This is a genomic window from Peribacillus sp. QJM3NY_7 (assembly GCF_056173225.1).
On record NZ_CM149663.1, the window covers coordinates 4,190,811 to 4,216,220 of the forward strand.

Consider the following 25,410-nt stretch of genomic DNA (forward strand, 5'->3'; position numbering starts at 1 on the left):
TATTAAATATTGTTTCCTTTAATCTTAAGGTACGTACATCCCTCATTCAATAAAAGAAAAAGCTAACTTTGTCGCGAAAGAGAAGACAAACATAATGTATCTCACTTTTCCAGATTTATTCAGCGCTTGATGCAGACATAAAAGAGTCCCGTTCGCATCGTGGCGAACGGGACTCTTTAAAGCTTTATAGCGGGATGATTCCCAATAGGACACAAACCACTATCATGACAAGCGTCGATCCGCATGCCCATTTCAGGAAAGTGCGCTGCAAGGCACCGAAATCTTCCCCTACCATTCCAACCAATAGATAGGTAGATGGAACAAGCGGGCTTAATAGATGGACGGGAAGCCCCAATAGTGAAGCTCTGCCGATCAGGGCAGGGTCAATTCCATAAGCAGCCCCCGCTTTAGCAAGTAATGGGAGCACCCCATAATAAAATGCGTCATTAGACATGAAGAACGTAAAAGGTGCTGAGATGATGGCTGTGATGACAGCAAAATGTGCGCCCATTTGATCTGGAATATGCTGAATCAAAGAGTTTGCCATGGCATCGACCATCTCCGTGCCGGCAAGGATTCCAGTGAAAACACCTGCTGCAAAAATCATCGAAATGACGGATAAAGCATTGTCCGCATAGTTTGCTACACGTTCTTTCTGATCACTGAGTTTCGGATAGTTAACCGTAATGGCAATCGCGAAACCTACCATGAACAGAACCGCTGAAGGCATAAGTTCCATGATCAGCGCAACCAGCAGTGTAAGAGTCAATGCGTAATTGAATATGATCATTTTAGGCCGTTTTAGATAAGCATCTTCCGTTGCAGCCGCGTGCTGTGCCACAGCATGATAATCGACCTCAATGATCCCGATTCTCTTTCTTTCTTTTTTACCAAGGCAATATGCCATGAAAAGGACGAATAGGACTCCGCCAATCATCGCAGGAATGACAGGAGTGAAAACATCGGACATTTCAAGTTTTAAAGCGGTCATCACCCGTGCTGTAGGGCCTCCCCAAGGAAGAAGGTTCATGACTCCAGATGACGAAACGGCAATGCCGGCCAATACTAGCGGTCTCATTCCAATCCGTTTATATAACGGAAGCATGGCAGAAATCGTTATCATATAAGTAGTCGTACCATCTCCATCCAAGGAAATCAGCAAAGCCAGGACTGCCGTGCCGATGGCAATTTTCACCGGATCTCCTTTTACAACCTTAAGGATCGTATTGATGATCGGGTCAAAAACCCCAGCATCAATCAAAATGCCAAAGAAAAGGATCGCAAATAAAATCATGATTCCCGTTGGCGCAACGTCTTTGATCCCTTCCAGCGCCATCTCACCCATTTTACCGCCAAACCCGCCAATAAGTGCAAAGGCACTTGGTACTGCAATCAAAGCTATCATGGCTGAAAGTCGCCCTGTCATAATTAAAATCATAAACACTACTATCATCAAGTATCCTAATAAAGCGAGCATATCTATCACTCCTATCTTCTAATAAGATAAAGTGTATATGAAACCGCTTCATTTGTAAGCGTTCTCAATTTATTGTTTTTTAAAATTATTATGTTAATTGTGTTCATTGTGTTCACGGAAGCGATTTTTCGAGGAGGAACCGAACGCCATTCCCTGGGTTGAATGGCGCGTTCTTCAAGGAAATAAGCGAATATTCAAGCAAATGTTCCGCGCATTTATTCTTCAAATGATAAATTTTCCGGTCCGTCCAAAAGGTCACAGCCGTAATCTATATTGGTCGTTGGTGTATCGATTGTGTTTCAAAGCGGTAATATAAAGCAATATCGATTATTTTTTCATCGGCATAAAGCAGCATGTTAGCTGCATTGGCAATTCTTCGATATCGAATATATTCCGATACGGTCACGCCAAGCTCCTTTTGAAAAATACGATGATAATGAAACTTCGAAAAACCTGCGAACCTTGCGATGTTCTCCAAGGATAATTCGTCTTGTAAGCTATTCTCTATATATTCAATCGTTTTTTTGACATATATTGCTTTTTTCATAATCTTTCAAACGATGCATGATAAAAAAAGGCACTTTTCGTAAAGATTGTTGTTTTTAAAACGAAACTATTTAAGGTTGATTGGAGCGGAAGTGCGAGACTCCTGCGGGAGCGGCGGGACAGGTGAGACCCCACAGGAGTTTACGCCCGCGGAAAGCGAGCATCTGGAGGGGAAATCAACCACAACTCACTACCTGGTAAATAGCAACAAAGTATATGTGAAAACAGCCTAAAAAAGACACCTTCCATCTTGAAGGTGTCTCTCACTTAATTCTATTGAATTTTATAATATCTTCGCTCAGGTCTCCCCACTACCCCATATACGACTTCCGCTTTACATTTCTTAACGGATATCAAGTATTCCAGGTAGCGTCTCGCGGTTGTCCTGGAAGCGCCGATCTGTCCGCTCACTTGCTCAGCCGACAAACCGATATCGCTTCCTTCGAGTACCTCGATCACCTTCGCCAAAGTGATTTCGTCTACCCCTTTCGGCAGGGCCTGCCCATCGTTCGATTCCGATACGGATGAACCCTTTTTCAAAATGAGATCCACAAAATCCTGGTCTATCTCTTGTTTGGATTTCATCAGATGGACTTTCTTCAGATACTCTTCGATAACTTGGTTGAAACGCTTCATCTCCACTGGTTTAATTAAATAATTCTCAACACCATAGTGAAGCGCCTTTTCCAGTTGTTCTTTATCCGTTGCCGCGGTAATCATGATGATATCCACATTCGGGAATTTTTTCCGTATGTCCGGAAGGAGGTCTGTACCAAGCTGATCTGGCATATAAACATCAAGCAAAAGCAAATCCGGGCTTTTTTGTTCCAAAATCCGAAGCGTTTTTTTGGCATTGACAGCTTTTCCGACCACTTCTATTTCATCAAAGTTTTTCAAGAATTTTTCATGGATATCCGCTACACGAAAATCATCCTCTGCAATGACTGCTCTTATCTTCAGCATTCTTTCCCTCCTCGCTGTTCTTTAGGAAGATAAACGGTGAATATGGTGTTCCCATCTTCGCTTTGGACTTCGATGATTCCGCCCAGCTCTTTTACGACATGATCAGCATTCGAAAGTCCATAACCACTCGGACTTCCGCTGTTTTTCGAAGTGAAACCCCTATCGAAAATATGGGCGATGGCATCCTCAGGTATTCCTTTTCCGTTATCACTCACTTCAAATACCATATCATTTCCGATATCTGTGGCGAAAAATTTCACGAGCGGCTCCTCCATGCTTGAAACCGCTTCAAGTGCATTATCGATAATGTTTCCTAGAATCAATGTCAGTTGTGACAGTTTTATATGGTCCGGCAGTTTCTCCAGGTAACTTTGTGCATCTATTTCGAAGATGATCTTCTTCTCCGATGCTTTCCCGATCTTGCCAAGTAACAGGGCTTGTACCTTTGTATCCTTTATCTGTTCGAACACGACACGGTTCAGGGAATGCAATTCGGATGTTTCGCTTTGAATCATATCGATTGCTTCATCGTATTCCCCTAATTGTATCAAACCTGAAAGGACGTATAGTTTATTGGTAAATTCATGGGTTTGTGCCCTTAAATCCTCTGAATGCATCTTCACTTCCGATAGTGTGTTGACCATTTCCTCAATTTCCGTTCGATCACGGAACGAAGCGACAACACCGCTTACCCCTTCACTATCGAAAATCGGCGTACAATTGACGATAACGGATTTGTCTTCCCATGAAATCTCCTTATCCACTTGCGGTTCACCGGACTTCAGCACCTCGAATAAATATTTCGAAGGAAAAAGGCCATCGACGTTCAAATGGCGAACGGACTCTTTAATATCCAGCAATTTTTTTGCCGGCTGATTCATCGAGGTAATCAGCCCATTTTGGTCAATGGCCAGAATCCCTTCTTTCACCGATTGAAGCACTGCATTTTTTTCTTTATATAAATTGGCGATTTCAAATGGTTCCAGCCCCAGTGTATCTTTACGTATGCTCCTTGCCAGCATATAACTGCCAATGATCGAGATCATGATGGCCACTAAAGATACAATCATCTCCTTGGACAAATCCTTGAAAATTTGGGCGCGGACATCGTCCACCAAAAAACCGACGGAGACGATTCCAATTATTTTTCCATCCTCATTGAATACCGGTGACTTCCCCCGAATGGAAAGACCGAGTGATCCTGCCGCTTCGGAGACATAATATTCACCTTCCTGAATGGCCCTGCTATTATCCCCGCCTTCCATCCGCTTCCCAATTTCGGAAGCCAGCGGATGGGAATAGCGAATTCCCTCTGCATTCCCCACAACAATGAACTCTGCACCTGTTTCCCTGCGGATCTTTTCGGCAATCGGCTGGATGATGCCAGCGGGATCATCCGTCTCAAAAGCCTCTGTAACGGTAGGCATGAAGCTAATCGTCTTTGAAAGCTCCAACGCCAATTGACCTTTATCCTTCGCTATTTGCCTTCCTTCCATATAGGAAAAAGTAGTCGTCAATAACAGGATCAAAAACAGGCTCAACGATAAGACTAACCCGAGAATCTTGGTTTCCAGCGATACTTTCCTCATATTCAACAGCATCCTCTATTTTCATTTTCATTCACTAATTTTTATAGGAGCATAATGATTTTACCATTTCTATTAAATATTGAACATTGTTGGCCATTTATTTCCCAGTGCCCTATTTAAGAAAAATGGACACGCCGATGATGGTGCGAAGTTCAAGGAGCAGTTATTTTCCACCTTGTAATCTTAATGATGCTTATCTATGGACAATGTGTCTTGAAAGCAAAACAATCAGAAACATAAAATGCTCAAAGGAAACATTTCCTTTGAGCATTTTTTCAAAAACAGCTAAATGAATTGATTTGTCTTGTCTCAATGCCAAAAACGTCCAGAACCTGCCATTCCACCTGAAGCCGGCAACAGAACGTGGTCCGACGAAGAGGGGGTAATACCAGAAACGCGCACCATTGTTTAGTTATATAAAAACAGACAAAACGAAATCGCACCCGGATCTATTGCAAATGCTGAAATCGACGTTATTTGCAGTTTTATCTCCGAATATAGGGATATATCGACGTAATTTATAGTTTTATCTCCGAATATAGGGATATATCGACGTTACTTGCAGTTTTATCCTGGGATTCAATATAGCAATCTCCATAAATAGAAGGTTGCATAGGATTCCCAATCAGCCCACGCTTCCGATAGTTTCAGGATTTCCGCTTTCGTTGGTTTTGCTTCTGTTTGCATGAGCAGTTTCATGGAATTATGCAGCCCGACGTCATCGATGGGAAAGGCTGCTGGAAAACGCAAACAGCGCATCAAGACATAGTTCGCTGTCCACGGACCGATTCCCCGTATGTTGGTCAGCATTTTTTCAGCCTCTTTTACATCCATTGCATTCAACAGCTTTTCTTTAGTAAGTTCCCCTTCTGCAATCAGTTGAGCAACACCTATTAAATATTCACACTTCTTTACCGTCATCCTCAAATCGGCAAAATCTTCGACGGTCAATTTCGCGATTGCATCAGGGGTCGGAAACAGCCAATATTGCTTTCCTTCGAATTCAACATATTCACCAAATCCCTCCACAAGCCTCCGTTTCAAGGTATAGGCATAAGTCAAGTTAATCTGCTGACCAAGTATTCCCCAGGCAATCGCTTCAAATAAATCAGGGATGCCCATATTTCTCAAGCCGAAGAATTGGCTTACCGGCTTTTGCAATAAAGGGTCATTTTGGGCCAATTCATAAAAAGGAAGCAGATTTGTCTCAAGATCGAACCAGTGACGAACGTATTGGCAAACAGCATCCTTTACCTGATTTTCCATCGGTGCTGTTCGTCCTGGGAAACGGACGGTCAGCTCCGTTTCATTCATCGCACTGATTTCTACTAAAAGCGTCTCGTTTTCGACAACAAGTGCTCGATAAATCTTTTGATCAACAATATCGAACAGACATTCATTGGAGGATCTTGATAAATATTTAAGATTTTCAGAAAAACGAAACTCTTTTGGTGCATGAATCCTCAATTCCATCATGCCTTCATCATTTGATAATGTCTCTATCATCCTGCTCCCTCCTTTAGCTTTATTCTAATGACAAACCGATACGTTATCTTGCTCTTTCATTTAACTCCCTAATTTTAACAAAATTTATTGAACAATTACGTTATCTTGCTTTTATATTAACAAAATGTTTGTATATCAACCCTTTCTTGTATACTAAATGGAGAGGTGAATGTAGTGAATCCGAAAAAGGCAGATTTCCCGAATGAATATTGGAAAGCTATTATAGATTGTGATGCAGCATATGATGATCATTTTTTATACGGGGTAATTACGACAGGCATCTTTTGCAGGCCCTCCTGTAAATCAAGGGTGCCGAATAAGGAAAACGTGAAGATCTTCAAAAATGCCATGATGGCTTTGGAAGAGGAGTTCCGGCCTTGTAAACGATGTAAACCGGAAGGACTGAATGTGCCGACAGAAGAATGGGTTGAACAAATAGCCGAATGGATCGACACCCATTACAGCGAACCCCTCACTTTGAACAAATTGGCGGATATTTCCCATGGCAGCCCGTATCATTTACAACGAACATTCAAGCGAGTGAAGGGAATATCGCCCACTGAATACATTCAGCGGCTTCGCCTTGAAAAAGCGGCGAGGCTGCTGGAAACCTCCGAAATGCCGATAACTGAAATAGGCTTCGCTGCCGGGTTCTCCAGTACACCCTATTTCATGACGTTATTCAAAAGGAAAATGGGGAATACCCCTTCAGGATATAGGAATGCTTATCTCAAAACTCAAGCTTTGGAGCGTGAAGAAAATGAAGAATGATAAAAAACAAACCATTGAATGGGCCATATTGCATGATGATAAGTGGCAATTATATGTGGCCAGGACGGAAAAAGGGCTTTGCTATGTAGGCTCTCCCGGTCAAACGTATGAAGAGCTGAAGTCCTTGATGCAAAAACGCTTTCCACATGCGAACCTTGTTGAAAATGAAAAAGCATTAAATCCCTATCTAAAAGAACTACAAGAATATTTCGAAGGAACCAGGCAGACTTTCTCCCTTCCTGCAGATATAATAGGTACGCCCTTTCAACAAGAAATTTGGGCAGCGCTGAATCAAATACCCTATGGACAAACCTGTTCCTATTCCGATATTGCCCAAATCATCCAAAGACCTGCAGCTGTTCGGGCGGTTGGTACGGCCATTGGCGCCAACCCAATTCTGATCACGGTGCCATGTCACCGGGTTATCGGAAAAAACGGGGCCATTACCGGCTACCGTGGAGGTACGGAGATGAAACGATATTTACTTCAATTGGAAGCACAATCTGACCGCAAAAAAAGCATCCGGCTATAAGGATGCTTTTTTGCGTTTTTGTTTTTTTAGTACCAAATAGTCACTGCTTTTTTATAGGCATCACTATTTGGAATCGCATGGATCCCTTGGGCCTGTGCTTTGCGCGGGTCATAGTCATATACCATTGGTGTATAGCATGAGGTCTGCCCGATATTCACGACTCCATTGCCCCCGGAACTTGAGCATGTATAGGCCTTACCATCAGTACTTCGGACGATTCTGGCATCCGCTTCATGATTGTATACGGCGGGGCGTGTTACGGTCACTTTTGCCCAGGCGGTTTTACACACAGTGCTGTATTTCAATTCTACGTATGAATTGGAATCGATCCATTTTTTATCCTTCGTTACCGCCGAATTCGCACAACTATTATAGTATGGACTTTTTCCATCATAGGTGTGTGTTTCGGCCAGTGCTTGATTTTTTCCAAATCCAAAGTCGACAACAAACAGCGACAGTGTCATCATCATGGTTAAACCTATCATTTTAAGCTTTTTATTCAATTCATTCATCCTTTCTTTGCAAAAATATAGATGAAGGTTTTTATTTTTTCATTAATACCAGTCGGTTTCACCTGCTGTATATGGCCAAAAGGCTACCGCTTTTGCTTTACGCGGATCTAAATCATATACCATCGGTGTATAGCATGACGTTTGACCTTTATTTATTTCACCATTTCCTCCAGGAGATGCACAGCTGAATTGTTTATTATCAGTATTGCGGACAACCAATGCCGTTGCCTCACCATCTGCTTTAGCCGGTCTGCTTAGAGTGATCTTCGCCCAGGCGGTTTTACAGACAGTGCTGAATTTCAACTCCAAATTGGCAGAACCGCCATTGGCATAAATTTTCACCGACTTCTTAGTGACAGCGCTATTCGCACAACTATTATAGTAAGGACTTTTTCCATCATAGGTGTGTGTTTCGGCCGAAGCTTTGTTCGCAAAAGAATCAAGGGAGCCAAAAAGGACTAAAGAAGCTACAAAAAATGAAATGCATAAAACCATTTTTTTCATTATTTCACTCATCCCCTTAACAAAATTTATACACTGTTCATCTTACAATTTTGTAATATTCTTACAAGTGATAAATTCCCTAGTTCATGAAAAACTACATCCCCGCCTTTACGTTGCAGCCTGGCATCATCATTACAGTCTGGTGTGTCTCGCTTTATCAGCTGAATCATCACAGAGACAAAGTCATTATCCCTATGAGCCATTCAGGACAAAATAAGGTAACTAAGAACTTATGCGTATCAATCTGGAACAAAACGAGCCAATAGGCTGCCGTTGATCGGGAAAGATACAGGTCGATATACTTAATGTTTTATTCAAGAAAAAAGAAAAGCCCCGACAAAACTCGAATCGTTTTGTCAGGGCATTAAATTCAATTAGCGAGGTTTTCTCTGATCAATCTAATGATGCTATCATAATAGGAACGATCATGCGGAACGAACTCATTCCGTCCAACAAATCGATCGATCATCATCCTGCGGCCTTCGTGATTCATTTCAAATCCCTTAATATTCACTTTGTCCTTCGCTTCGGTCCAAAGCTCTTCGAAGTCATTCAGCACAACCTTCACCATCCCGGAAACCTCTTCTGGCTGCAGGGTGAAATCATCGAAGCTATGTGCACGTTCATATAGAAAGACGTTTGCCAGTTCTTTGTCGATGAAACCTTCTTTCGTTTGATGGTATTCAATAATCCCTAATGGAACCAACTCGTCAAAGGAAACGTCAATGCCTAGCTCTTCTTTAATCTCCCTTACTCCGTCGTATACCGTTTCATGTGCCAGTAAATGGCCGGCAGCCGTAATATCCCATAGATTCGGATAATCTTTTTTCATCGCACAACGATGCTGAAGATATAGATAATCCACGCCCGCTTCCGAACTTGCGAACCAGCAATGGAAAACCTCATGCCAATGTCCCAATCTATGTACTTCCTCTCGCGAAGCCACACCGGTTTGAATGCGATTGGAATCGAAAACTTTCAACAACTCAGTTTCCATTTGAGCTTCACTCCCAGCCCTTTTTATAAAAAACAGCTTCAGCCTTTTTCTTTTCTCCAATTTTTCGGGTTTAAATAGCCTTTATATTTAGCGGCCACTTCTTTCCCGACCAAAAGCGCACCTGCCCAAAACATCACTTCCGCAAAGACAATCGCACCTGTTATGACCCCAGCCTTGACCGCAGTCGAAAATGGCGTAAAAGGAGCCGCGACAGGAATGATCCAAGTGAGAAGGGAAATGATAAGGAACCCCATCCCTACTTTGTAAAATCTCGATTTCTTTATTTCCTTACTTTCTTTATCCAATTAAATAACCTCCGTCATGATATTTTCATTTAATTACCCCGCCGAACAAATATACCATTGAATGTATTCTTTTTTTATACGTTTGAATGTTCATTTCGTTTCATAAATTTGAGAAATAAAGATATTCCATTTGAGGAAAACTATTAATGAATTGACTTTACGATTTTTAATGGATTTAATATTCATATAACACTTGCATGCAGGAAAGGAAAATCCAATGTACATTGAATTCATTGCCACAACGATAGAAGATGCCCTTATAATCGAAGAATCGGGAGCAGATCGAATCGAGCTTGTCAGTTCTTTAGCCGAAGGTGGATTAACTCCAAGCCACGCCCTGATAGAAGCTGCCGTCAATTCAGTGAAGATACCAGTCAACGTGATGGTAAGGCCTCACAGCCAGTCGTTTTGCTATACGCAAAAGGATTTGGAAATCATGAAAAAAGATATCCAAATCATTCGATCACTAGGAGCGAACGGGGTCGTATTAGGTGCATTAAATGAAAAAAATGAAATCAATCGACCATACCTCGAAGAACTATTGACCGTATGTGAAGGTTTGGAGATTACATTCCACCGAGCCATCGATGATACGCACGACCCTGTCATTTCAGCTGAAATGCTGGCAAAATATCCAGAAATCACTACGATATTGACCTCAGGCGGGCATGGGGATTTCTCTAGCCGCATGAAAACGATTCAACAAATGAAAAGAGTCTGCGGCGACATAGCCATACTGGTTGGAAGCGGATTGAATAAGGATAATATCCTTTCTATCCATTCCGAACTGCATACCGGTCACTATCATTTCGGTACGGCTGTTCGAAAAAACAACAGTATCATTGAAGGAGTTACATTAGAAAAAGCTAAAGAAATCGTAAACTTGCTAAAGAAATAATGTTGGAAGGGACCATTTAACCGGTCCCTTTTTATGATGCAGAGCTTTTTTTTTGTAAAAAGACCGAATCCCAAAACCAAAAAAACAGTGCCGCTAAAAGGCTGATTGCATAGTAATTCTTTGTAGTCAAAATATCCATGCTGAAGTCAAAATTAAGCACCGAACTATAAATGAATACGGCCGGCAAAGAGAAAAAAATATAAAGGCAAAAATAGATTACACTGAATTTTTTAGGATGTTTATTGAAAAGGACCTGTACCGGAACAGCAAATAATAAATACGGGATAACGACATAAAAAGAAATCACGATAATGCCAATCACTCCCCAGGTACCCAGGTTGAATACAACCAACACCGTGGAAAGCGACAGACAGGAAGAAACTAGACTAAAAAAATAATAAGGAATCACATCGCTTAGCTCCGAAACCTTTTGACTGATTTTCCAAAGTTCCATTTTAACCAGTACCTCGCAGTCTACTATAATATAATGGGAATTTTTACATAATCATTATACTATATAAAATGGAGGTGTTTTTATTTTGGAGCTATATTTCGAATTATTCGTGTTTCTGGCCATCATCTTTATAATCGTCCTTTCCAATAGATTCATACCCTGGTTGGTAAAAGCCGTCATTGTCGTTTATTACTCTGCCATTTCCTATATCTTCATTACCACAAAAAATAAAATTGATGAACGGTATGAAAATATCACTCCTGTGCCTGACGCCTACTGGGATAAAAATTCAGCCTGGGTTGACACGATGACTGGTTATTATTTATGGTCCTTTTTAATCATTCTCCTGTACATTTATTTTAAATGGTTCACAAGTGTGAAAAGTAAGGAAGCGAAGGGATGGGTGCTGATTAGTTTCATTCCAGCATTGGCCGTTTTTTTACTTTTCATATTCATATTCAGTTTTTCATACGGGTATAGACCATAGGGGTCGGCTATTGCCATATCCAGCTCCAAAAAAAGAAGGTTGCCGGAGCAGCCTTCCTTCATGTATTTCTCAATCTCGAGATTTAATTTTTGTTAGCATCCGCAAAATGCCCCATCGCATCACACATGAATTTTGCCAATCCTTCACCGTATTGATCGATATTTTTGGTGAAGCGTTGATCGTCCACGTACATTTGACCCAATCCTTTGAAAGCATCCAGCGTGTATGTGCCGAAGTTATTGTTCAAACAATCATACCATTCTTTAATGGCCTCTTGTGCCTCCTCCGACTTGGGCGAAGCATCTCGGATTGCCGCAAGTTTTAAATAGATCTCCGATACAACTTTCTGTGCATCTTTGGACATCCCCGCCACTTTAGCCTTCGACTCATCGACAGCTTTATCCCCCCAAAGCTTGCGAGCCTCTTCTTCATATGGATTCTGACTGAAGTCAAATCCTTCAAATTTCTCTTTATTCGTCATCTGAATTTCCCCTTTCATATGCTTGATCGATTTTTCGACCGTCTTAATCAATTTATCGAGCTGACTGCGTTTCTCCAGTAACATTTTTTGATGTTGCTTTAACGCATCTTGTTTATCAAACGAAGAGCTGTTTACCATTTGTTTTATTTCCTTTAATGGCATGCCAAGTTCCCTGAAAAACAGGATTTGCTGCAACATCTCAAGATTATCATTCGAATAAAGGCGATAACCTGCATCGGTTATTTCCTCCGGCGATAATAACCCGATTTCATCATAATAATGCAGTGTCCGCACACTAATGCCAACCAAATCGGCTAGCTCCTTCACTTTCATTGCCACTGCTTCTTACCTCCTTTCGATATCATTTACATTAAGGTATCACGCAACGTCAGAGTCAAAGGAAAAATGAACATTTCCCGCCCAAATTTAAAAAGACGATCCTTCCTAATGAAGAATCGCATGTTAGTAGAGTTCTCTCTCTGATAAAGCTTCGGATTAAAGCCAAGTCTAATTTACTTGCTATTGATGTTCATGCACTATGTAGTAAATTTCCCATTACTCGTGAGTTTTACGCATTTACTCGTGAGTTTCGCGCTTTTACTCGTGAGTTTTACGCTTTTACTCGTGAGTTTCGCGCTTTTACTCGTGAGTTTTACGCTTTTACTCGTGAGTTTCGCGCTTTTACTCGTGAGTTTTACGCTTTTACTCGTGAATGAAACATTCTTCTACCTCCAATGATCGGGAATTCTTAATGGATGCGGTAATTTTGTCTTCGTGTCGCCTTTAGCCGAGTTAATCTGTGCTTGTGTGATGAAGAAACTTCCGGTGAGATCGGCACCGCTTAAATCAGCGTCCCTAAAGTCTGCACCGATCAGGTCCGTCACTCTCATGTCGGCTTCCCTGAGGTCGGATGCAATAAGCAAAGCCCCTCTTAAGTTCGCTCCCCTAAGGTCAGCACCTCTCAATTTTGCACCGATCAGGTCACTTCCCCTACCTATTTTGTTCGGCTTTTTCTTATTTTTCTTAATTGAAACCTTTGCACGTACCATTTCACTTGTGCGCAGGAGTAAATCGTTAACGATCGTTCTATGAGCTGGTACATTCAGTTCCATGATAGACTTTGAACTTTGTTTAGTGAGGTATTCCGTGTCTTCAAAAGCGGCCTGCAATTCTCGGTGAAGAGGTTGCGCATCTTCTAAATTAAGTGCTTCATTTAAGTAGCAAAGCATTTCATGCAGTTGTTGCATAATTGGAAAAACTTCGAACATTTCCTTTGCTGATGCGGGGTTGTCCCTCCAGTCGTTTCCATCATAGGTAAGCTGGGATACCTTTTGACCGGCACCGAAGCATTCATATACCGTGCAGCCTTTATACCCTTTTGCTCTAAGATTTTCATGGATGCCGCAACGATAATCGGATTGAAGGTTTGAACATGGTGTACCTCCATCTTTATCAAATGCAAAATCAGCAGACTTTGCATATGGCAATGCTACACAGCACAAACCAAAACAATTCTCACAGTCTGCACGTAATTGATTATGGATACTATCGTTATTCGTTACTTGCATTCTTACACTTCCTTCTATAAAACACTGGCTCTGCCTTTTTTAAAATCAAAAGTTTCATACAGTATATTTTTTTGTTTTCATTTTATAAAAAAAACCAATTAATCTATATATTAACAAAATACAAATAAACAAGAAATCTGAAATTAATCATTAGAGGGAAGCAAGTGATTTCCATAATCATGTTATACTTTATTCAAGATCACGGTACTCTAGGGGGTGTAGGCATGTATCCTTTTGGTGGCAGGAAAAATGGGGAGACAAAAAAAGAAATCCAGGATTGCAACTACACGCTGGATACAGAAGGAGAAATGGACGAAATGTCTTTTCGGATCGCAGTAGTTCTTCGGTCAACGTCCAAAGAGATCATCTTTTTATGTATTGGCTCAGATCGATCCACCGGAGATTCATTCGGGCCATTAGTAGGGACGATGCTAAGAGAAAACCAAGTCCCTTATCATGTCTTCGGAACACTCGCAGAACCTGTTCACGCCCTTAATTTGAAAAGTGTTTTGAAAGAAATAAAAAAGCAATTCAAAAATCCCTTTATTTTTGGCATCGATGCTTGTTTGGGCGGTTATCATCAAATCGGTTCTATCATTCTGACAAAAGGTCCTTTTAGCCCTGGTGAAGCGATGAATAAACCCTTACCTGAATTGGGTGATTATCACCTAAAGGCCGTCGTAAATTATTTAGATCCCCTTTTGCCCAAACAATCTCTAAATGAAACAAGGCTGGATACTGTCATGAATCTGGCGAAGATTACCACAAGAATCATTGTTAAAAGTTTAAAATAGTGGGAAAACCCCAATAAAGCCTAAGCTTTTTCGGGGTAAACAATGAAATGCATAGTCTTGAAGGACATTGCTATCATCATGCTAAACCTGGATCATTAAAGTAAATAACTTCTGAAAGAATCTTATTGCCCTGAATATTACAGAAAACGTCCCTTGCTGCTTGTTCTGTTTCAAATTCAAACATTACAATATCTCTGCTTTTATAGAGTGTGATGATCCACATTGAAATCCTCCATTATAAAATATCGATTTGCCGATCTGTACGATAGAGTAACCATTCCTTTTACTAAATGACTCCCAGGATTATCGCCGCTATTGTCATGACCGTGACAGTCCCTAATGCCCATTTCACGGCAAACCGCTGTAAATCACCGAAGTCAGTGCCAACTAAACCTATTAGTAAATGTGCTGCAGCTACCAAAGGACTCAATACGTGTATCGGCTGCCCTATTAATGAAGCGCGCCCTATTTCTGCCGCGCTAATTCCATAAGCATCAGCGGCTTGTGCGATAATGGGAAGTACGCCAAAATAGAATGCATTATTTGACATAAAGAAAGTAAAAGGAGCACTGGCATACGCAACAATAACCGGTAAAAATGGTCCAAAAGATTCCGGGATAAAAGAGACCAACGTAATGGCCATTGCATCAATCATTTTCGTTCCAGACATGATTCCGGTAAAAATCCCGGCTGCAATGACAATTGAAACGACGGCCAAGGCATTTTTCGAATGAACGGCGATTCTATCCTGCTGATCTTTCAAATCAGGATAATTGACCAATAACGCGATGGCGAAAGCAATCATGAATAAAATGGTCAAAGACATAAAATCAATGATTAATGATGCCATGAGCACAATCGTTAAAATGAAGTTGAACCAGACCAATTTCGGCCTGCGATAATCACGGGAAACCGTTGTTGCCGCTAACTCGGAATTGGCCACCGAGTTTGTGTGATCATGCTGGATCTCCACTACGCCCAATCTCTTTCGTTCCCCTTTTCCCAATATAAAAGCCACGACAAGAACCCAAATCAGGCCAAATCCCATGACAGGAATCATTGGCAAGAACAATTCCGATGCGTCAAGGTTCAACGATGCCATCGCCATTGCGGAGGCTCCCCCCCATGGTGTCATATTCATTACACCCATGGATAGCATCGCTACAGTGGCTAATATGATTTTGTTCATGCCCAGACGCTTATAAAGGGGTAAAAGCGCTGAGACAGTAATGATGTAAGTAGTTGTCCCGTCCCCATCCAATGCGACGGTCATTGAGAGAATAGCGGTTCCTACAACTATTTTTAAAGGATCTCCTTTTACTATTTTCAATATTTTAGAAATAAGCGGATCAAATAAACCGGAATCTATCATTATTCCAAAATATAAAATCGCAAACAAAATCATTATGGCAGTTGAAGCTATCCCTTCAACACCCTCCTGCATCATGGGTCCCAGCTCTGTAAAAAATCCTCCAATCACTCCAAATATGATGGGAACGAGCATAATGGCCACTAGTGCCGATAGTCGCTTCGACATAATTAAATACATGAATACTGCAATCATCGAAAATCCTAAAATGGATAACATCTTCAAGCCCCCTTCTGTTTATCACCATCTTGTTTTGATAGCGCTTTCTTTAGAGACTATCATCCATTAAGCCTTATTCACATATAAAGAAAGTAATAAGAGTTTTTTTCATTTTTTTCACGCCTGAAAAAGAAAGGCTGTTTTCGCATACTTTGTTGCTATTTACGAAGTAGTGCAGTGTGGTTGATTTCCCCTCCAGATGCTCGCTTTCCTTGGTGCGGGCGGTGAGCCTCCTCGGCGTAAACGCCTGTGGGGTCTCACTTGTCCCGCTGCTCCCGCAGGAGTTTCGCACTTCCGCTCCAATCAACCTAAAATAGTTTCGTTTTAAAAACAACAATCTTTACGAAAAGAGCCAAAAGAAAAAACCCCATTGATGAAAACGAATTTCATCAACTGGGATTTACATATGTTTTATTTTATATTTTCTTTCAGGCCTTCCAACACTTCCATACAAAACCTCAACTTCCATTTCATTGCAGGAAACTAAATACTCCAGGTATCTGCGCATGGTTGAATAACTTATTCCAACAAGTTGACCTAGTTCATCCGCGTTTAAACTGCCATTGACGTTTTGAATCTTGCTTCTGACCATTTTCAGGGTATGTTTGTCTATCCCTTTGGGAAGAGAATTCATTTGGACATCATTTGCTGTATTTGAATTACTTATGGTCCGAAAAAGAGTATCCACTTTATCTTGATTTACTAAATTGCCATTATGCAGCTGCCGTCTCGTCATGTCGTATTGGTTGAGCGTCGCAAGAAGCTTATCGATAATGATCGGTTTTATAAGGTAACCAAAAGCCCCTCCCCTAATTGCTTCACTGACTGTTTCGGTATCATTCGCGGCCGTGATCAGAATTACATCAATCCCCCTGTATTCCCTCCTAATTTCCCGAAGAAGGTCAATTCCATTCATATCAGGTAAAAAGATATCCAATAAAATTAAGTCAGGTTGTGCGGCATGCAGTATATTCAGCGCTTGCTTGCCTGTGCTAGCTGTAGCAATGACAGTAAATTGATCTAGTTGATTCGTAAATTGTTTATATATATTCACTGCATTCTCGTCATCTTCAACAATGACAACTGTGATCGGTCCTTTGGACATTCTCACGCCTCCTTTTCTCCTTTTATATCCTTCGGGAAGACGAGTGTAAATCTTGCTCCCCCCAAATAACTGCGATCAATATAAATCTCACCGCTTAAAAGACCAATGGAGTTTTTCACAATAGCCAAACCGATCCCATGATTTTCCCCATTTTTAGTCGTATAACCATCTGTAAAAATAATATCCTCCATTGCATGAGGGATACCAGGACCGTTATCCTCGATATCAAATATGATTTCGTTTCCTAAATCCGTAAACGAAACTTTGACCTTTCCCTTATTTTTGTTCTTTTGCCTTGCTGCCTCCATCGCATTATCGATGATATTACCAATAACGGAAACCAAGTGATGGGAATCCTCTGGTTTTAATGAACTGTTTAAATTGCTTTCCTGCTCGATTTCCAAGATAACCTGCAATTCTTTTGAACGGTTTATCTTTCCAAGTAAACAGGCAGCGATTAAAGGGTCTTTTACCGATGACATAAGAAACGAAATGATATCTTGCCTCTCTCTCACTTCAGAAGAGATGATGTTCATTGCCCTATCATACTGTTTTAAACTAAGTAATCCATAAATGGTATTTAATTTATTTAAAAACTCATGATTTTGTGCCCGCATATTTTCTGAAAAGGCCTTGATTTCTGAAAATTCATCTGTTAATTGTTCAATTTCGGATACTGTCCTTATTGTTAAAACGATGCCCCTGACGTCCTTATGATTTAAGATAGGGGATAAATCCAAAATGTATAGCTGTTGGCCTAAGAGTAACTTACGATTGAACTGTCCTTCTTTTGTGCTGATTACGATTTTGATGAGTTTTTCTAAATGTCCATTTACAATCCGCTTTCCCACCATAAGCTGATGATCCTGAAACAATTCACGTGCTCTTTTATTCATGGAAGTAACCTGTTTTTCTATATTAATCGTAATGGTAGCATATCGGATGGCATCAAGTGTCGCTTCCCTTTCTTGAAAAAGAAAAGAAATTTCCTCAGGCTCCAGACCCAAAATAAGCTTTTTTAAGCGTCGCGCTATAAATATTGCCCACACGATTCCTACACTGATTGGGATAAGTGACAAATGAATAATCTTCATTTTATAATTGGATAGCTGATCTTGCACATTCTCTACCAAAAACCCTACAGATGAAACACCGATAACTTCCCCTTTATCATTCCAGATTGGCGCCTTAGCTTTAATCGCTGGTCCGGATATCCCATTTCCTTGATAAATAATTGCTTTGTGTTCATTGAGTACTGCATCATTACTAGTAGCCGTGGGCTTTCCGATATATTCTGGATTGGGATGGGAGTATCGCAGTCCTTTATGATTCGCAATGGTCACATAATCGGCCCCTGTTGTTTGACGAATCAGTTCTGATGCGGGTTGAATCACCTTTGAGGGCTGTTCATCGTTAAATCCCTGGATGATCGTTGGATTTTGAGCCGCTAATTTGGCAACCGTCATTGCTTGCTTACCCATATGGTTTTCGACGATGTCTTCCAGCAATGTAGAGAATAGAATGCTCACAAGTAAGGTACTGATGAAAACTACGAATATGATAAGCAATGTCATTTGAGTTAATAAGTTCACTCTAATTTTAAACATCTACATTTTTACCCTAAGCCTTTCCATATTGATTGCTCATACTTCTATAAATAATTAATGATTGAGACTGGGCGGGGAAATTTCCCTTTACAAAGTTCACCTGGTTAATAGTTCTTCCCATTTTTCAAGCGAAAATTTTTCGGTCATATGCTTATATGCATCAGGGACTTTTATCGAACACATAAGTTCGAGACTATTGCCATCGGGATCATTGAAATAGACGGAAGCGTTCCCTTGGTTCGGCCGTACAAATGGTTCAATCGTTGTCCTTTTTCCAAAAGGGACGACTTCAATTTGCAAGGATTTGAGCCAAGTTAATGCATTTTTCATATTATCATAAGTTACCCGAAAGGCGATATGCCTTAGTGAAGGGTGGTATGGAGTTTGATATTCCTTCCCTTCCCATAAGCCGACCCAGCTTTTGTTTTCCTCGATCCAAAAAAAGGCAGTATCTTCATCCCTCCAAGCTAGCTTCAAGCCTATTTTCTTATAAAAATCCATGGAGATGTCCAGGTTCTTGACTGGTAAATGGGCTTCATATAAACCTTCTATCATATTAAATTCTCCTTTCTTCTTTTTAGTAAAGGAACTCTTTTGCAGGGAAAATATCTCGCAATTATCTACTCTTAAGTCCTTTGCGACCATCAAGCGGTCTATCCTCGGTTAATTTAAAGGGAAGGTCCTTTCTGTGACAGCCGCTACCTCCCCCTCTTTTCACAATTAAAAGATGGAATGCGTTCTATTATATAGAAGGAAATGGATTTAAAGGTTCCTACTATAATGGAAGAATGTTAGCTTTTGACCCGAATCCGCACCAATTTCCTCATTAATCGAAATCCGTTCAAAACCGTTTTTCACCAAAACCTTTTGGGAGGCGATATTGTCACTTGTCGTTTTGGCCTGTATTTGCGTCACATTCAAATCCGGCGCCCGCTTCACCAAAAGCTTTAAAGCTTCATTCGCAATCCCTTTTTGCGTAAACGCTTCACCGATTCTATAACCGACATGAGCCGTACCCTTGATGGGGTCGATATCCACAAGATTAATCCTGCCGACGATTATGCCTGAACCATCCTTAATCAAATAAAAAGAGGAGATGGCCTCTTCTTGTTCTTTTAATAATTCCTTATGCCTGATTCCAAACGTTCCAAAGCTATAATAATCATCACCCCGGCCTGGGACCGTTTGCTCGAAAAACCTTCTATTATGGCATTCAAATGTAAATAACGCTTGTGCATCCCGTTCATTAAGCCTGTCAATGTATATATCCATCATTCTTTCACCCTTTCAAAAAAAACGCTAGGCATATATCATTCAAGAAAACAAAGGGCTTATCCTTCCTGATAAATAGATAGATGAAGATTTGTACCCTGGCTTGATCCAGCATCCCCTTATTGTTCCCTCAAATCCAGTTCCTGAATAAAGATAAATACATGAATTACTTGAAAAGTCAAAAATAAATTATTTTCTTCTGGTAAAAAATCAACGAATGATGTATCATAGGCTTCAGATATTTATTATTCTCATTTGGTTAATCGGAATTAGGAGGAATATATATGATTGGTTATGTGTTTTTAAATCTTGCCATAATGCTCGTTCTTTTAGGCGTTTTATTTTACATGAATAAGAAGCATATTTCCTTTACAAAAAGGGTCTTTACTGGACTTGGTTTAGGAATTGTATTCGGACTTCTTTTGCAGTATTTCTATGAACCTCAGTCAGAGGCGATCGTTAAATCGGTCGATTGGTTTAACATTGTAGGTTCCGGCTATGTCAAGTTCCTGCAAATGATCGTCATGCCGCTTGTCTTCATTTCAATCTTATCCGCATTCACAAGATTGAAACTGACCAGCAATATTGGAAAGATCAGTGTCCTGATCATCGGAATCCTGCTTGGAACGACTGCGATTGCAGCTGCTGTCGGGATTACCTCGGCAACTGTATTCAATTTGGAAGCCGTTCAAATTGAGCAAGGGGAAGCGGAGTTAAGCCGCGGGGATCAAATATCGGAAACATACGGTACGATTCAGGATAAAACGATGCCGCAGCAAATTCTTGAATTGATTCCGTCCAATCCGTTCCTTGATTTAACGGGTGCACGTCCGACATCAACCATTTCCGTTGTAATTTTTGCTGCATTTCTTGGGATTGCCTATTTAGGGGTCAAAAGGAAACAGCCTGAACATGCTGAATTTTTTGCTAAAATAGTAGATACATTGCACAGCATCATCATGCGCGTAGTAACATTGATCCTGCGTTTAACACCTTACGGGATCTTGGCGATCATGACGAAGACGGTAGCTACGAGTGATTTGGGTGCCATCCTGAAATTAGGGAAATTCGTAGGTGCCTCATATGTGGCCCTGATTGTCATGTTCCTCATCCATTTGCTATTGCTGATGCTTGCAGGATTGAATCCAATCGTATATTTGAGAAAAGCTTTCCCGGTATTATCGTTTGCCTTCACTTCAAGAACAAGTGCTGGCGCCCTGCCATTGAACATCCAAACACAGAAACAACTAGGGGTGTCCGAAGGTATTGCCAACTTTGCCGGATCCTTCGGCTTGTCGATCGGCCAAAACGGCTGTGCCGGAATCTATCCGGCCATGTTAGCGGTCATGATCGCTCCAACGGTTGGGATCAACCCGCTAGACCCTTCCTTTATCGCCATGTTGATTGCCATCGTAGCCATTAGCTCTTTCGGGGTTGCAGGTGTAGGCGGAGGAGCAACATTCGCTGCCATCCTTGTATTATCTGCAATGAACCTGCCAATCGCCTTGGCCGGCCTGTTGATTTCCGTCGAGCCATTGATCGATATGGGAAGAACGGCCGTGAATGTCAGCGGAAGCATGACTTCCGGTATTCTGACTAGTAAAATAACGGGTGACCTGGATAAAGAACAGTTCAGCGAAGAAACATCTTTGAAAATTGAAGCTGAAATGTAAAAGAAAAAAGCATCGGACTTCCTGTCATGGGAGGTTCGATGCTTTTTTATAGGCTGTACATTCAATTCAAGCAAAATTCTTGGTGCAAAAAGGAATAAGGGATTGATGCTTGGAACCCAGTTAAGATAAAATTCATTTTAAATAAGTACATGCCAGATATTTTTTTGTTTCTTATATCTTCCCTTTATATCTCCAACGCCATCAATGGTTAGCGAATCATTGGTTTCAAAGGGTTCATTCCCTACTATCAGATGTAATTTATTTATGTTTTGAATTCCATGATCAACATGGGCAATAACCGGTTGTTGAATCAAAAAATCTTCATTGTTCATCCTTACTTTTATAAAGCTCTTATGTAACAGTCTATCTTCTAATGGGATGATATTCATCGGGTCAAAGGATTTAGCAGTCATTTTCCCTTCAATATATAAATGAATCCCTGCTTGTTCATTAAACTCTTCAAATGCTTTCATCCTCTTTTCCAGGGCAAAATTAACGACTTCTTCTGTTTCAGGACTTATCTTCACATCAGCCATTGAATCTTCCATATCATCACCGGACTGCTGTTTTAATAGGTCATATAATGTATCTTCTCTATCAAAAAAACTTTCCATCCAGCCTGGTGAAAGCTCCTCCAGTAACAAACACATACACAATCCGGAGCTATAACAACTACTTCTAATACTAGAAGTGGATTCATACTTGTTTATTAGCTGTTGTGCATACTTTTTTAAAACTGAAGCGTAATCCAGCGGGCTTTTCTCCGAGTAAGCCTTCAATTCGACATACCACGCAGGTCCCTCGATGGTTTCAATCAAATTTTCATATGTCAGGTACTCTTCAATCTTGGCTGCTCTTTTTTCCCTTAGGGCAATGAAGGCATTAAGGTATTGTTTCTTGTTAATTAGGTCATTTTCCAACATTGCACAATAAAGATTTGTTCGTTCCTGATTTCTTAATTCCACATTTTCTTTTGACAACGGATATGTGATTCCCAGCATTTCATCGGGAAACCGTTTTTCATCCTTTATATATTGATAGCCGTGAAACAATTCATGAACCGCAATTGAAAACAAATCTTCATATTCCTTATAGTGATCCATATTAACAATTGCAGTGGGATATTCTTCATACATAATGATTGTATCAGCAGCAAACTCGGTATCCCACTTTAAAATATGATATGTACATGGTGGATTGTTACTGAATTTAGGATGATTGAATAGATAAACATTACTTCTGTCATATAATGCATAGGCAACAAGTTCAAAACCCGGCCAATAATTTTCCAACTTTGCTTTAACCAATTCTTCAGCCATTCGATCAAGATGATGAGGCATTCTTTTCCTCCCTCCACTGTTTCCATTCGATTAAAAACATAATACCATATACAATTTACATAAATGTCCAATTTTTTCAATAAAAAAACAAAAAGCCACTGTAACATATCAACTCATGGGAGCGAATATTCTTACAGTGGCTTTTTCCTGTGGTCACTTTTTAATTTGCCTCGCTGCGTAATGATTGGCCTGAAAACCAGGTAGCGCATGGAAGGTATACTGGACGGCTGCATATACTCCGCATGCAAGGAGGATTCCTGCGAGTGCATCCAATACAGCATGCTGTTTCGTAAATAGCGTGGAGAGGATGATCAGTGTTCCGAATGCAGTGACACTGGCATACTCCCATTTGTGCTCTTCTTTCCGCTTATGGGCGACGATCATCATGATGAATGTGGTCAGTACATGAATACTGGGAAGGCAGTTGACAGGTTGATCATGACTATAGATGAGCCGCATTAACTGGGCAAAGATATCGTTGCCCACGACTTCTGGACGCGGAACTGTCGTTTGCCAAAGGCAATATACAAGAAAACAGAGAAGTTTCCCCGATATCAAACTGCCTAGTCCGACGAAATAGTGCTTTCGGTCAACAAAGCAATAGTAAATCAGCAATCCATAGATATACGGATACCAAAGTAAATAAGGAACGGCAAATTCTTTAATAAAGGGAATCTCCCTATCTATTATAGTCGTAACATCGACAGCATGACCTGAAGATTGATTGATGATTGAATAGATGGAACTAGTAATCATCAAAAGTAATAAATAATATAACGGGTGAAAGGATAGTATGGAATTGTTTTTCATAGCTCGCTCCGGCTTTCAATATATTAGTTTTTTTCCAAAGATTATTATACTACATTTTTCAATGGATTAACTTTTTAATCGCTAAAGTTAATGAATCCCATGAACTAGTAAAATGGATATCTCTTACTTTTAATCCGACTAAGAATACATAACGAAAGCCATGGCATATACCACGGCTTGATATGAAACTTATATGCGGGAAGGCAAAAGTGATCACTCCGCCATCTCTAGATTTTGTTATGGCGTTTTTTCCATACATACGTTAAGGAAATGAAGATGTAGATGCAAAGAGTAATGATCGTAACGACTATGGATGTCGTGAAAATGATTCCGATCAGAATCGTTATTAAAGCGATGATCGCAGCCCAAGTCGTATACGGGAACCATTTTACCCTATAGGCACTTGTTTTTCCGGACTGTTGTTTACGTGATTTCAAATGGGCGAAAGCAATGATCAACCAGATGAATAATACGGTATATCCCAGCGAACCCATTAGGAAATCGAAGGTCTTGCTTCCAGCAAATAAGGAAATCAATACACCGCCATATAAAGCGGAAGTACACATCAATATTGCGGGAACAGGTACTTTCCTCTTGGATAAACGGGAAAAGATTTTCGGAACGCGACCATCCACGGCTTGTGTATACAGAACGCGGGATGAACCATACAACCCGGAGTTCATCGATGATATGATCGCTAATAGGACAACGGCATTCATGATATGGTCGGCACCTGGAATCCCGATCATTTGAAAGACCATTACAAACGGACTTTCCTTCACCCCGTTTACTTCGTTCCAAGGAATTAAGCTAACGATGATGAAAAAAGGAATGATATAGAAAGAAATGATCCTGACCAATGTACTGCGAACGGCCTTTGGAACCACATTTTCAGGATTTTTCGTTTCAGCTAATGTGACCCCGATGATTTCCGTACCGCCATATGAATAGATTACCACCAGCATCGCCGTGATCAAACCTGTCGATCCATTCGGAAAGAAACCGCCATGTTCGGTCAAGTTAGAAAAGCCGACCGCGGTATGATCACCAAAAGTAACGAGCAGCAACAATAATCCAGCCATGATGAACACAATGATGACCGTAATCTTAATTAAAGCAAGCCAGTACTCCGTTTCAGCAAAAACCTTTACAGACAGCAAGTTAACCGCAGTAACCAAAACCGAAACAGCTAATGCCAATATCCAGATTGGATATCCGGGCAGCCAATATTGAAGGAAAATCGCCGCAACCACTGATTCGGCCGCGATATTCAACACCCACATTTTCCAATAAATCCAATCCAGGAAATAGGCAGGATACTTTCCTAAGATCGATTGGACCAAATCCCTGAATGTTCGTGCACCGCTGTTGCGGACCGCCATTTCAGCTAAACCTTGCATAATGAATAGTAGGATGATGCCTCCTATCAAGTACGCAATGATTACGGAAGGGCCTGCCATATCAATGGCTGAACTGCTTCCTTTAAATAAACCTGCCCCGATGGCACCGCCTAATGCCATCATCGTAATATGCCTTGAAGTCATTGTCCTCTGTAAATTCCGTTTGTCCGTTTCCATATCCTTACCTCCCAAAAATCAAAAAAAGCATATCGTCTCTTCCTTCATAATCAA

The 25,410-nt window shown here is 40.8% G+C and carries 27 protein-coding genes and 1 pseudogene; 6 read left to right on the top strand and 22 right to left on the bottom strand.

Annotated features, from left to right (window positions below; all coding sequences use genetic code 11):
* Positions 1-184: 184 nt before the first annotated feature.
* The 6 genes and pseudogenes from AC0VX1_RS20080 to AC0VX1_RS20105 all read right to left on the bottom strand — a co-directional run bounded on the left by AC0VX1_RS20080 (position 185) and on the right by AC0VX1_RS20105 (position 6,081).
* Complete coding sequence (locus tag AC0VX1_RS20080; RefSeq protein WP_063575383.1) at positions 185-1,477, bottom strand: CitMHS family transporter; 1,293 nt, start codon at positions 1,475-1,477, stop codon at positions 185-187.
* 268 nt (positions 1,478-1,745) lie between these two features.
* On the bottom strand, positions 1,746-2,024 hold the full coding sequence (locus AC0VX1_RS20085; RefSeq protein ID WP_475468546.1) for a helix-turn-helix transcriptional regulator: 279 nt from the start codon (positions 2,022-2,024) through the stop codon (positions 1,746-1,748).
* Between the two features lie 272 nt (positions 2,025-2,296).
* Entirely contained in the window at positions 2,297-2,986 is a 690-nt protein-coding gene (locus tag AC0VX1_RS20090; RefSeq protein WP_057276837.1) for a response regulator, read from the bottom strand.
* Positions 2,980-4,575, bottom strand: a complete 1,596-nt coding sequence (locus AC0VX1_RS20095) for an ATP-binding protein (RefSeq protein ID WP_057276838.1) — start codon at positions 4,573-4,575, stop codon at positions 2,980-2,982. Before AC0VX1_RS20095 ends, AC0VX1_RS20090 begins: the two co-directional genes overlap by 7 nt.
* A 275-nt stretch (positions 4,576-4,850) precedes the next feature.
* Positions 4,851-5,055, bottom strand: a pseudogene (locus AC0VX1_RS20100) (collagen-like protein); the annotation flags it as partial.
* Between the two features lie 99 nt (positions 5,056-5,154).
* Entirely contained in the window at positions 5,155-6,081 is a 927-nt protein-coding gene (locus AC0VX1_RS20105) for a DNA-3-methyladenine glycosylase family protein (RefSeq protein WP_475468549.1), read from the bottom strand.
* 174 nt (positions 6,082-6,255) lie between these two features.
* Here AC0VX1_RS20105 and AC0VX1_RS20110 point away from each other — a divergent pair, with 174 nt between their 5' ends.
* The gene (locus AC0VX1_RS20110; protein ID WP_413023187.1) at positions 6,256-6,852 is read left to right on the top strand and encodes a bifunctional transcriptional activator/DNA repair enzyme AdaA; all 597 of its coding nucleotides are present in this window, start codon (positions 6,256-6,258) and stop codon (positions 6,850-6,852) included.
* The gene (locus AC0VX1_RS20115) at positions 6,842-7,384 is read left to right on the top strand and encodes a methylated-DNA--[protein]-cysteine S-methyltransferase (protein ID WP_475468551.1); all 543 of its coding nucleotides are present in this window, start codon (positions 6,842-6,844) and stop codon (positions 7,382-7,384) included. The genes AC0VX1_RS20110 and AC0VX1_RS20115 overlap by 11 nt, the downstream gene beginning before the upstream one ends.
* A 26-nt stretch (positions 7,385-7,410) precedes the next feature.
* On the opposite strand, the gene AC0VX1_RS20120 is transcribed toward AC0VX1_RS20115, so the two are convergent.
* From AC0VX1_RS20120 to AC0VX1_RS20135, 4 genes are all read right to left on the bottom strand, one after another.
* The gene (locus AC0VX1_RS20120) at positions 7,411-7,854 is read right to left on the bottom strand and encodes a DUF2690 domain-containing protein (protein ID WP_413023234.1); all 444 of its coding nucleotides are present in this window, start codon (positions 7,852-7,854) and stop codon (positions 7,411-7,413) included.
* Between the two features lie 84 nt (positions 7,855-7,938).
* Entirely contained in the window at positions 7,939-8,400 is a 462-nt protein-coding gene (locus AC0VX1_RS20125; RefSeq protein WP_052137328.1) for a DUF2690 domain-containing protein, read from the bottom strand.
* Positions 8,401-8,770: 370 nt separating this feature from the next.
* Positions 8,771-9,397 carry an NUDIX hydrolase gene (locus AC0VX1_RS20130; protein ID WP_475468553.1) on the bottom strand — a complete coding sequence of 209 codons (627 nt, stop codon included), beginning with the start codon at positions 9,395-9,397 and terminating at the stop codon, positions 8,771-8,773.
* A 38-nt stretch (positions 9,398-9,435) separates the two neighbouring features.
* Complete coding sequence (locus tag AC0VX1_RS20135; protein ID WP_034309540.1) at positions 9,436-9,702, bottom strand: transporter suffix domain-containing protein; 267 nt, start codon at positions 9,700-9,702, stop codon at positions 9,436-9,438.
* Between the two features lie 217 nt (positions 9,703-9,919).
* Here AC0VX1_RS20135 and AC0VX1_RS20140 point away from each other — a divergent pair, with 217 nt between their 5' ends.
* Entirely contained in the window at positions 9,920-10,600 is a 681-nt protein-coding gene (locus tag AC0VX1_RS20140) for a copper homeostasis protein CutC (RefSeq protein ID WP_475468555.1), read from the top strand.
* Between the two features lie 31 nt (positions 10,601-10,631).
* Here the strand turns inward: AC0VX1_RS20140 and AC0VX1_RS20145 are convergent, their stop codons facing one another.
* Positions 10,632-11,054 carry a UPF0715 family protein gene (locus AC0VX1_RS20145; RefSeq protein ID WP_475468557.1) on the bottom strand — a complete coding sequence of 141 codons (423 nt, stop codon included), beginning with the start codon at positions 11,052-11,054 and terminating at the stop codon, positions 10,632-10,634.
* A gap of 85 nt (positions 11,055-11,139) precedes the next feature.
* Between AC0VX1_RS20145 and AC0VX1_RS20150 the strand changes: the two genes are divergently transcribed.
* Positions 11,140-11,541 (top strand): hypothetical protein, encoded by a 402-nt coding sequence (locus AC0VX1_RS20150; protein WP_475468558.1) that lies wholly within the window; start codon positions 11,140-11,142, stop codon positions 11,539-11,541.
* Positions 11,542-11,623: 82 nt separating this feature from the next.
* Here AC0VX1_RS20150 and AC0VX1_RS20155 read toward each other — a convergent pair whose 3' ends face one another.
* Positions 11,624-12,361: a MerR family transcriptional regulator gene (locus AC0VX1_RS20155; protein WP_268564412.1), complete on the bottom strand. Its 738-nt coding sequence runs from the start codon at positions 12,359-12,361 to the stop codon at positions 11,624-11,626.
* Between the two features lie 386 nt (positions 12,362-12,747).
* Positions 12,748-13,590 carry a pentapeptide repeat-containing protein gene (locus tag AC0VX1_RS20160; RefSeq protein WP_475468560.1) on the bottom strand — a complete coding sequence of 281 codons (843 nt, stop codon included), beginning with the start codon at positions 13,588-13,590 and terminating at the stop codon, positions 12,748-12,750.
* A 224-nt stretch (positions 13,591-13,814) separates the two neighbouring features.
* Here AC0VX1_RS20160 and yyaC point away from each other — a divergent pair, with 224 nt between their 5' ends.
* A complete protein-coding gene (gene yyaC, locus AC0VX1_RS20165; RefSeq protein WP_475468562.1) occupies positions 13,815-14,384 on the top strand; it encodes a spore protease YyaC in 570 nt (189 codons plus the stop codon).
* Positions 14,385-14,460: 76 nt separating this feature from the next.
* Here the strand turns inward: yyaC and AC0VX1_RS20170 are convergent, their stop codons facing one another.
* The 6 genes from AC0VX1_RS20170 to AC0VX1_RS20195 all read right to left on the bottom strand — a co-directional run bounded on the left by AC0VX1_RS20170 (position 14,461) and on the right by AC0VX1_RS20195 (position 19,956).
* Positions 14,461-14,607, bottom strand: a complete 147-nt coding sequence (locus AC0VX1_RS20170) for a hypothetical protein (protein ID WP_463500141.1) — start codon at positions 14,605-14,607, stop codon at positions 14,461-14,463.
* A gap of 63 nt (positions 14,608-14,670) precedes the next feature.
* Positions 14,671-15,972, bottom strand: a complete 1,302-nt coding sequence (locus AC0VX1_RS20175) for a CitMHS family transporter (RefSeq protein ID WP_475468564.1) — start codon at positions 15,970-15,972, stop codon at positions 14,671-14,673.
* 400 nt (positions 15,973-16,372) lie between these two features.
* On the bottom strand, positions 16,373-17,077 hold the full coding sequence (locus AC0VX1_RS20180) for a response regulator (RefSeq protein WP_057276850.1): 705 nt from the start codon (positions 17,075-17,077) through the stop codon (positions 16,373-16,375).
* A 2-nt stretch (positions 17,078-17,079) separates the two neighbouring features.
* Entirely contained in the window at positions 17,080-18,684 is a 1,605-nt protein-coding gene (locus AC0VX1_RS20185) for an ATP-binding protein (RefSeq protein WP_098186252.1), read from the bottom strand.
* A gap of 96 nt (positions 18,685-18,780) precedes the next feature.
* Positions 18,781-19,239, bottom strand: coding sequence for a VOC family protein (locus tag AC0VX1_RS20190; protein ID WP_475468566.1), 459 nt, complete (start codon positions 19,237-19,239; stop codon positions 18,781-18,783).
* 207 nt (positions 19,240-19,446) lie between these two features.
* Positions 19,447-19,956 carry a GNAT family N-acetyltransferase gene (locus AC0VX1_RS20195; RefSeq protein WP_475468568.1) on the bottom strand — a complete coding sequence of 170 codons (510 nt, stop codon included), beginning with the start codon at positions 19,954-19,956 and terminating at the stop codon, positions 19,447-19,449.
* Between the two features lie 284 nt (positions 19,957-20,240).
* Between AC0VX1_RS20195 and AC0VX1_RS20200 the strand changes: the two genes are divergently transcribed.
* Positions 20,241-21,629, top strand: coding sequence for an L-cystine transporter (locus AC0VX1_RS20200; protein ID WP_413010576.1), 1,389 nt, complete (start codon positions 20,241-20,243; stop codon positions 21,627-21,629).
* Positions 21,630-21,766: 137 nt separating this feature from the next.
* Here the strand turns inward: AC0VX1_RS20200 and AC0VX1_RS20205 are convergent, their stop codons facing one another.
* The 3 genes from AC0VX1_RS20205 to AC0VX1_RS20215 form a co-directional block, all read right to left on the bottom strand.
* Entirely contained in the window at positions 21,767-22,969 is a 1,203-nt protein-coding gene (locus tag AC0VX1_RS20205; protein ID WP_475468571.1) for a hypothetical protein, read from the bottom strand.
* 153 nt (positions 22,970-23,122) lie between these two features.
* Positions 23,123-23,779, bottom strand: coding sequence for a phosphatase PAP2 family protein (locus AC0VX1_RS20210; protein ID WP_057276856.1), 657 nt, complete (start codon positions 23,777-23,779; stop codon positions 23,123-23,125).
* Between the two features lie 227 nt (positions 23,780-24,006).
* A complete protein-coding gene (locus AC0VX1_RS20215; protein WP_475468573.1) occupies positions 24,007-25,356 on the bottom strand; it encodes an amino acid permease in 1,350 nt (449 codons plus the stop codon).
* Positions 25,357-25,410: the final 54 nt, after the last annotated feature.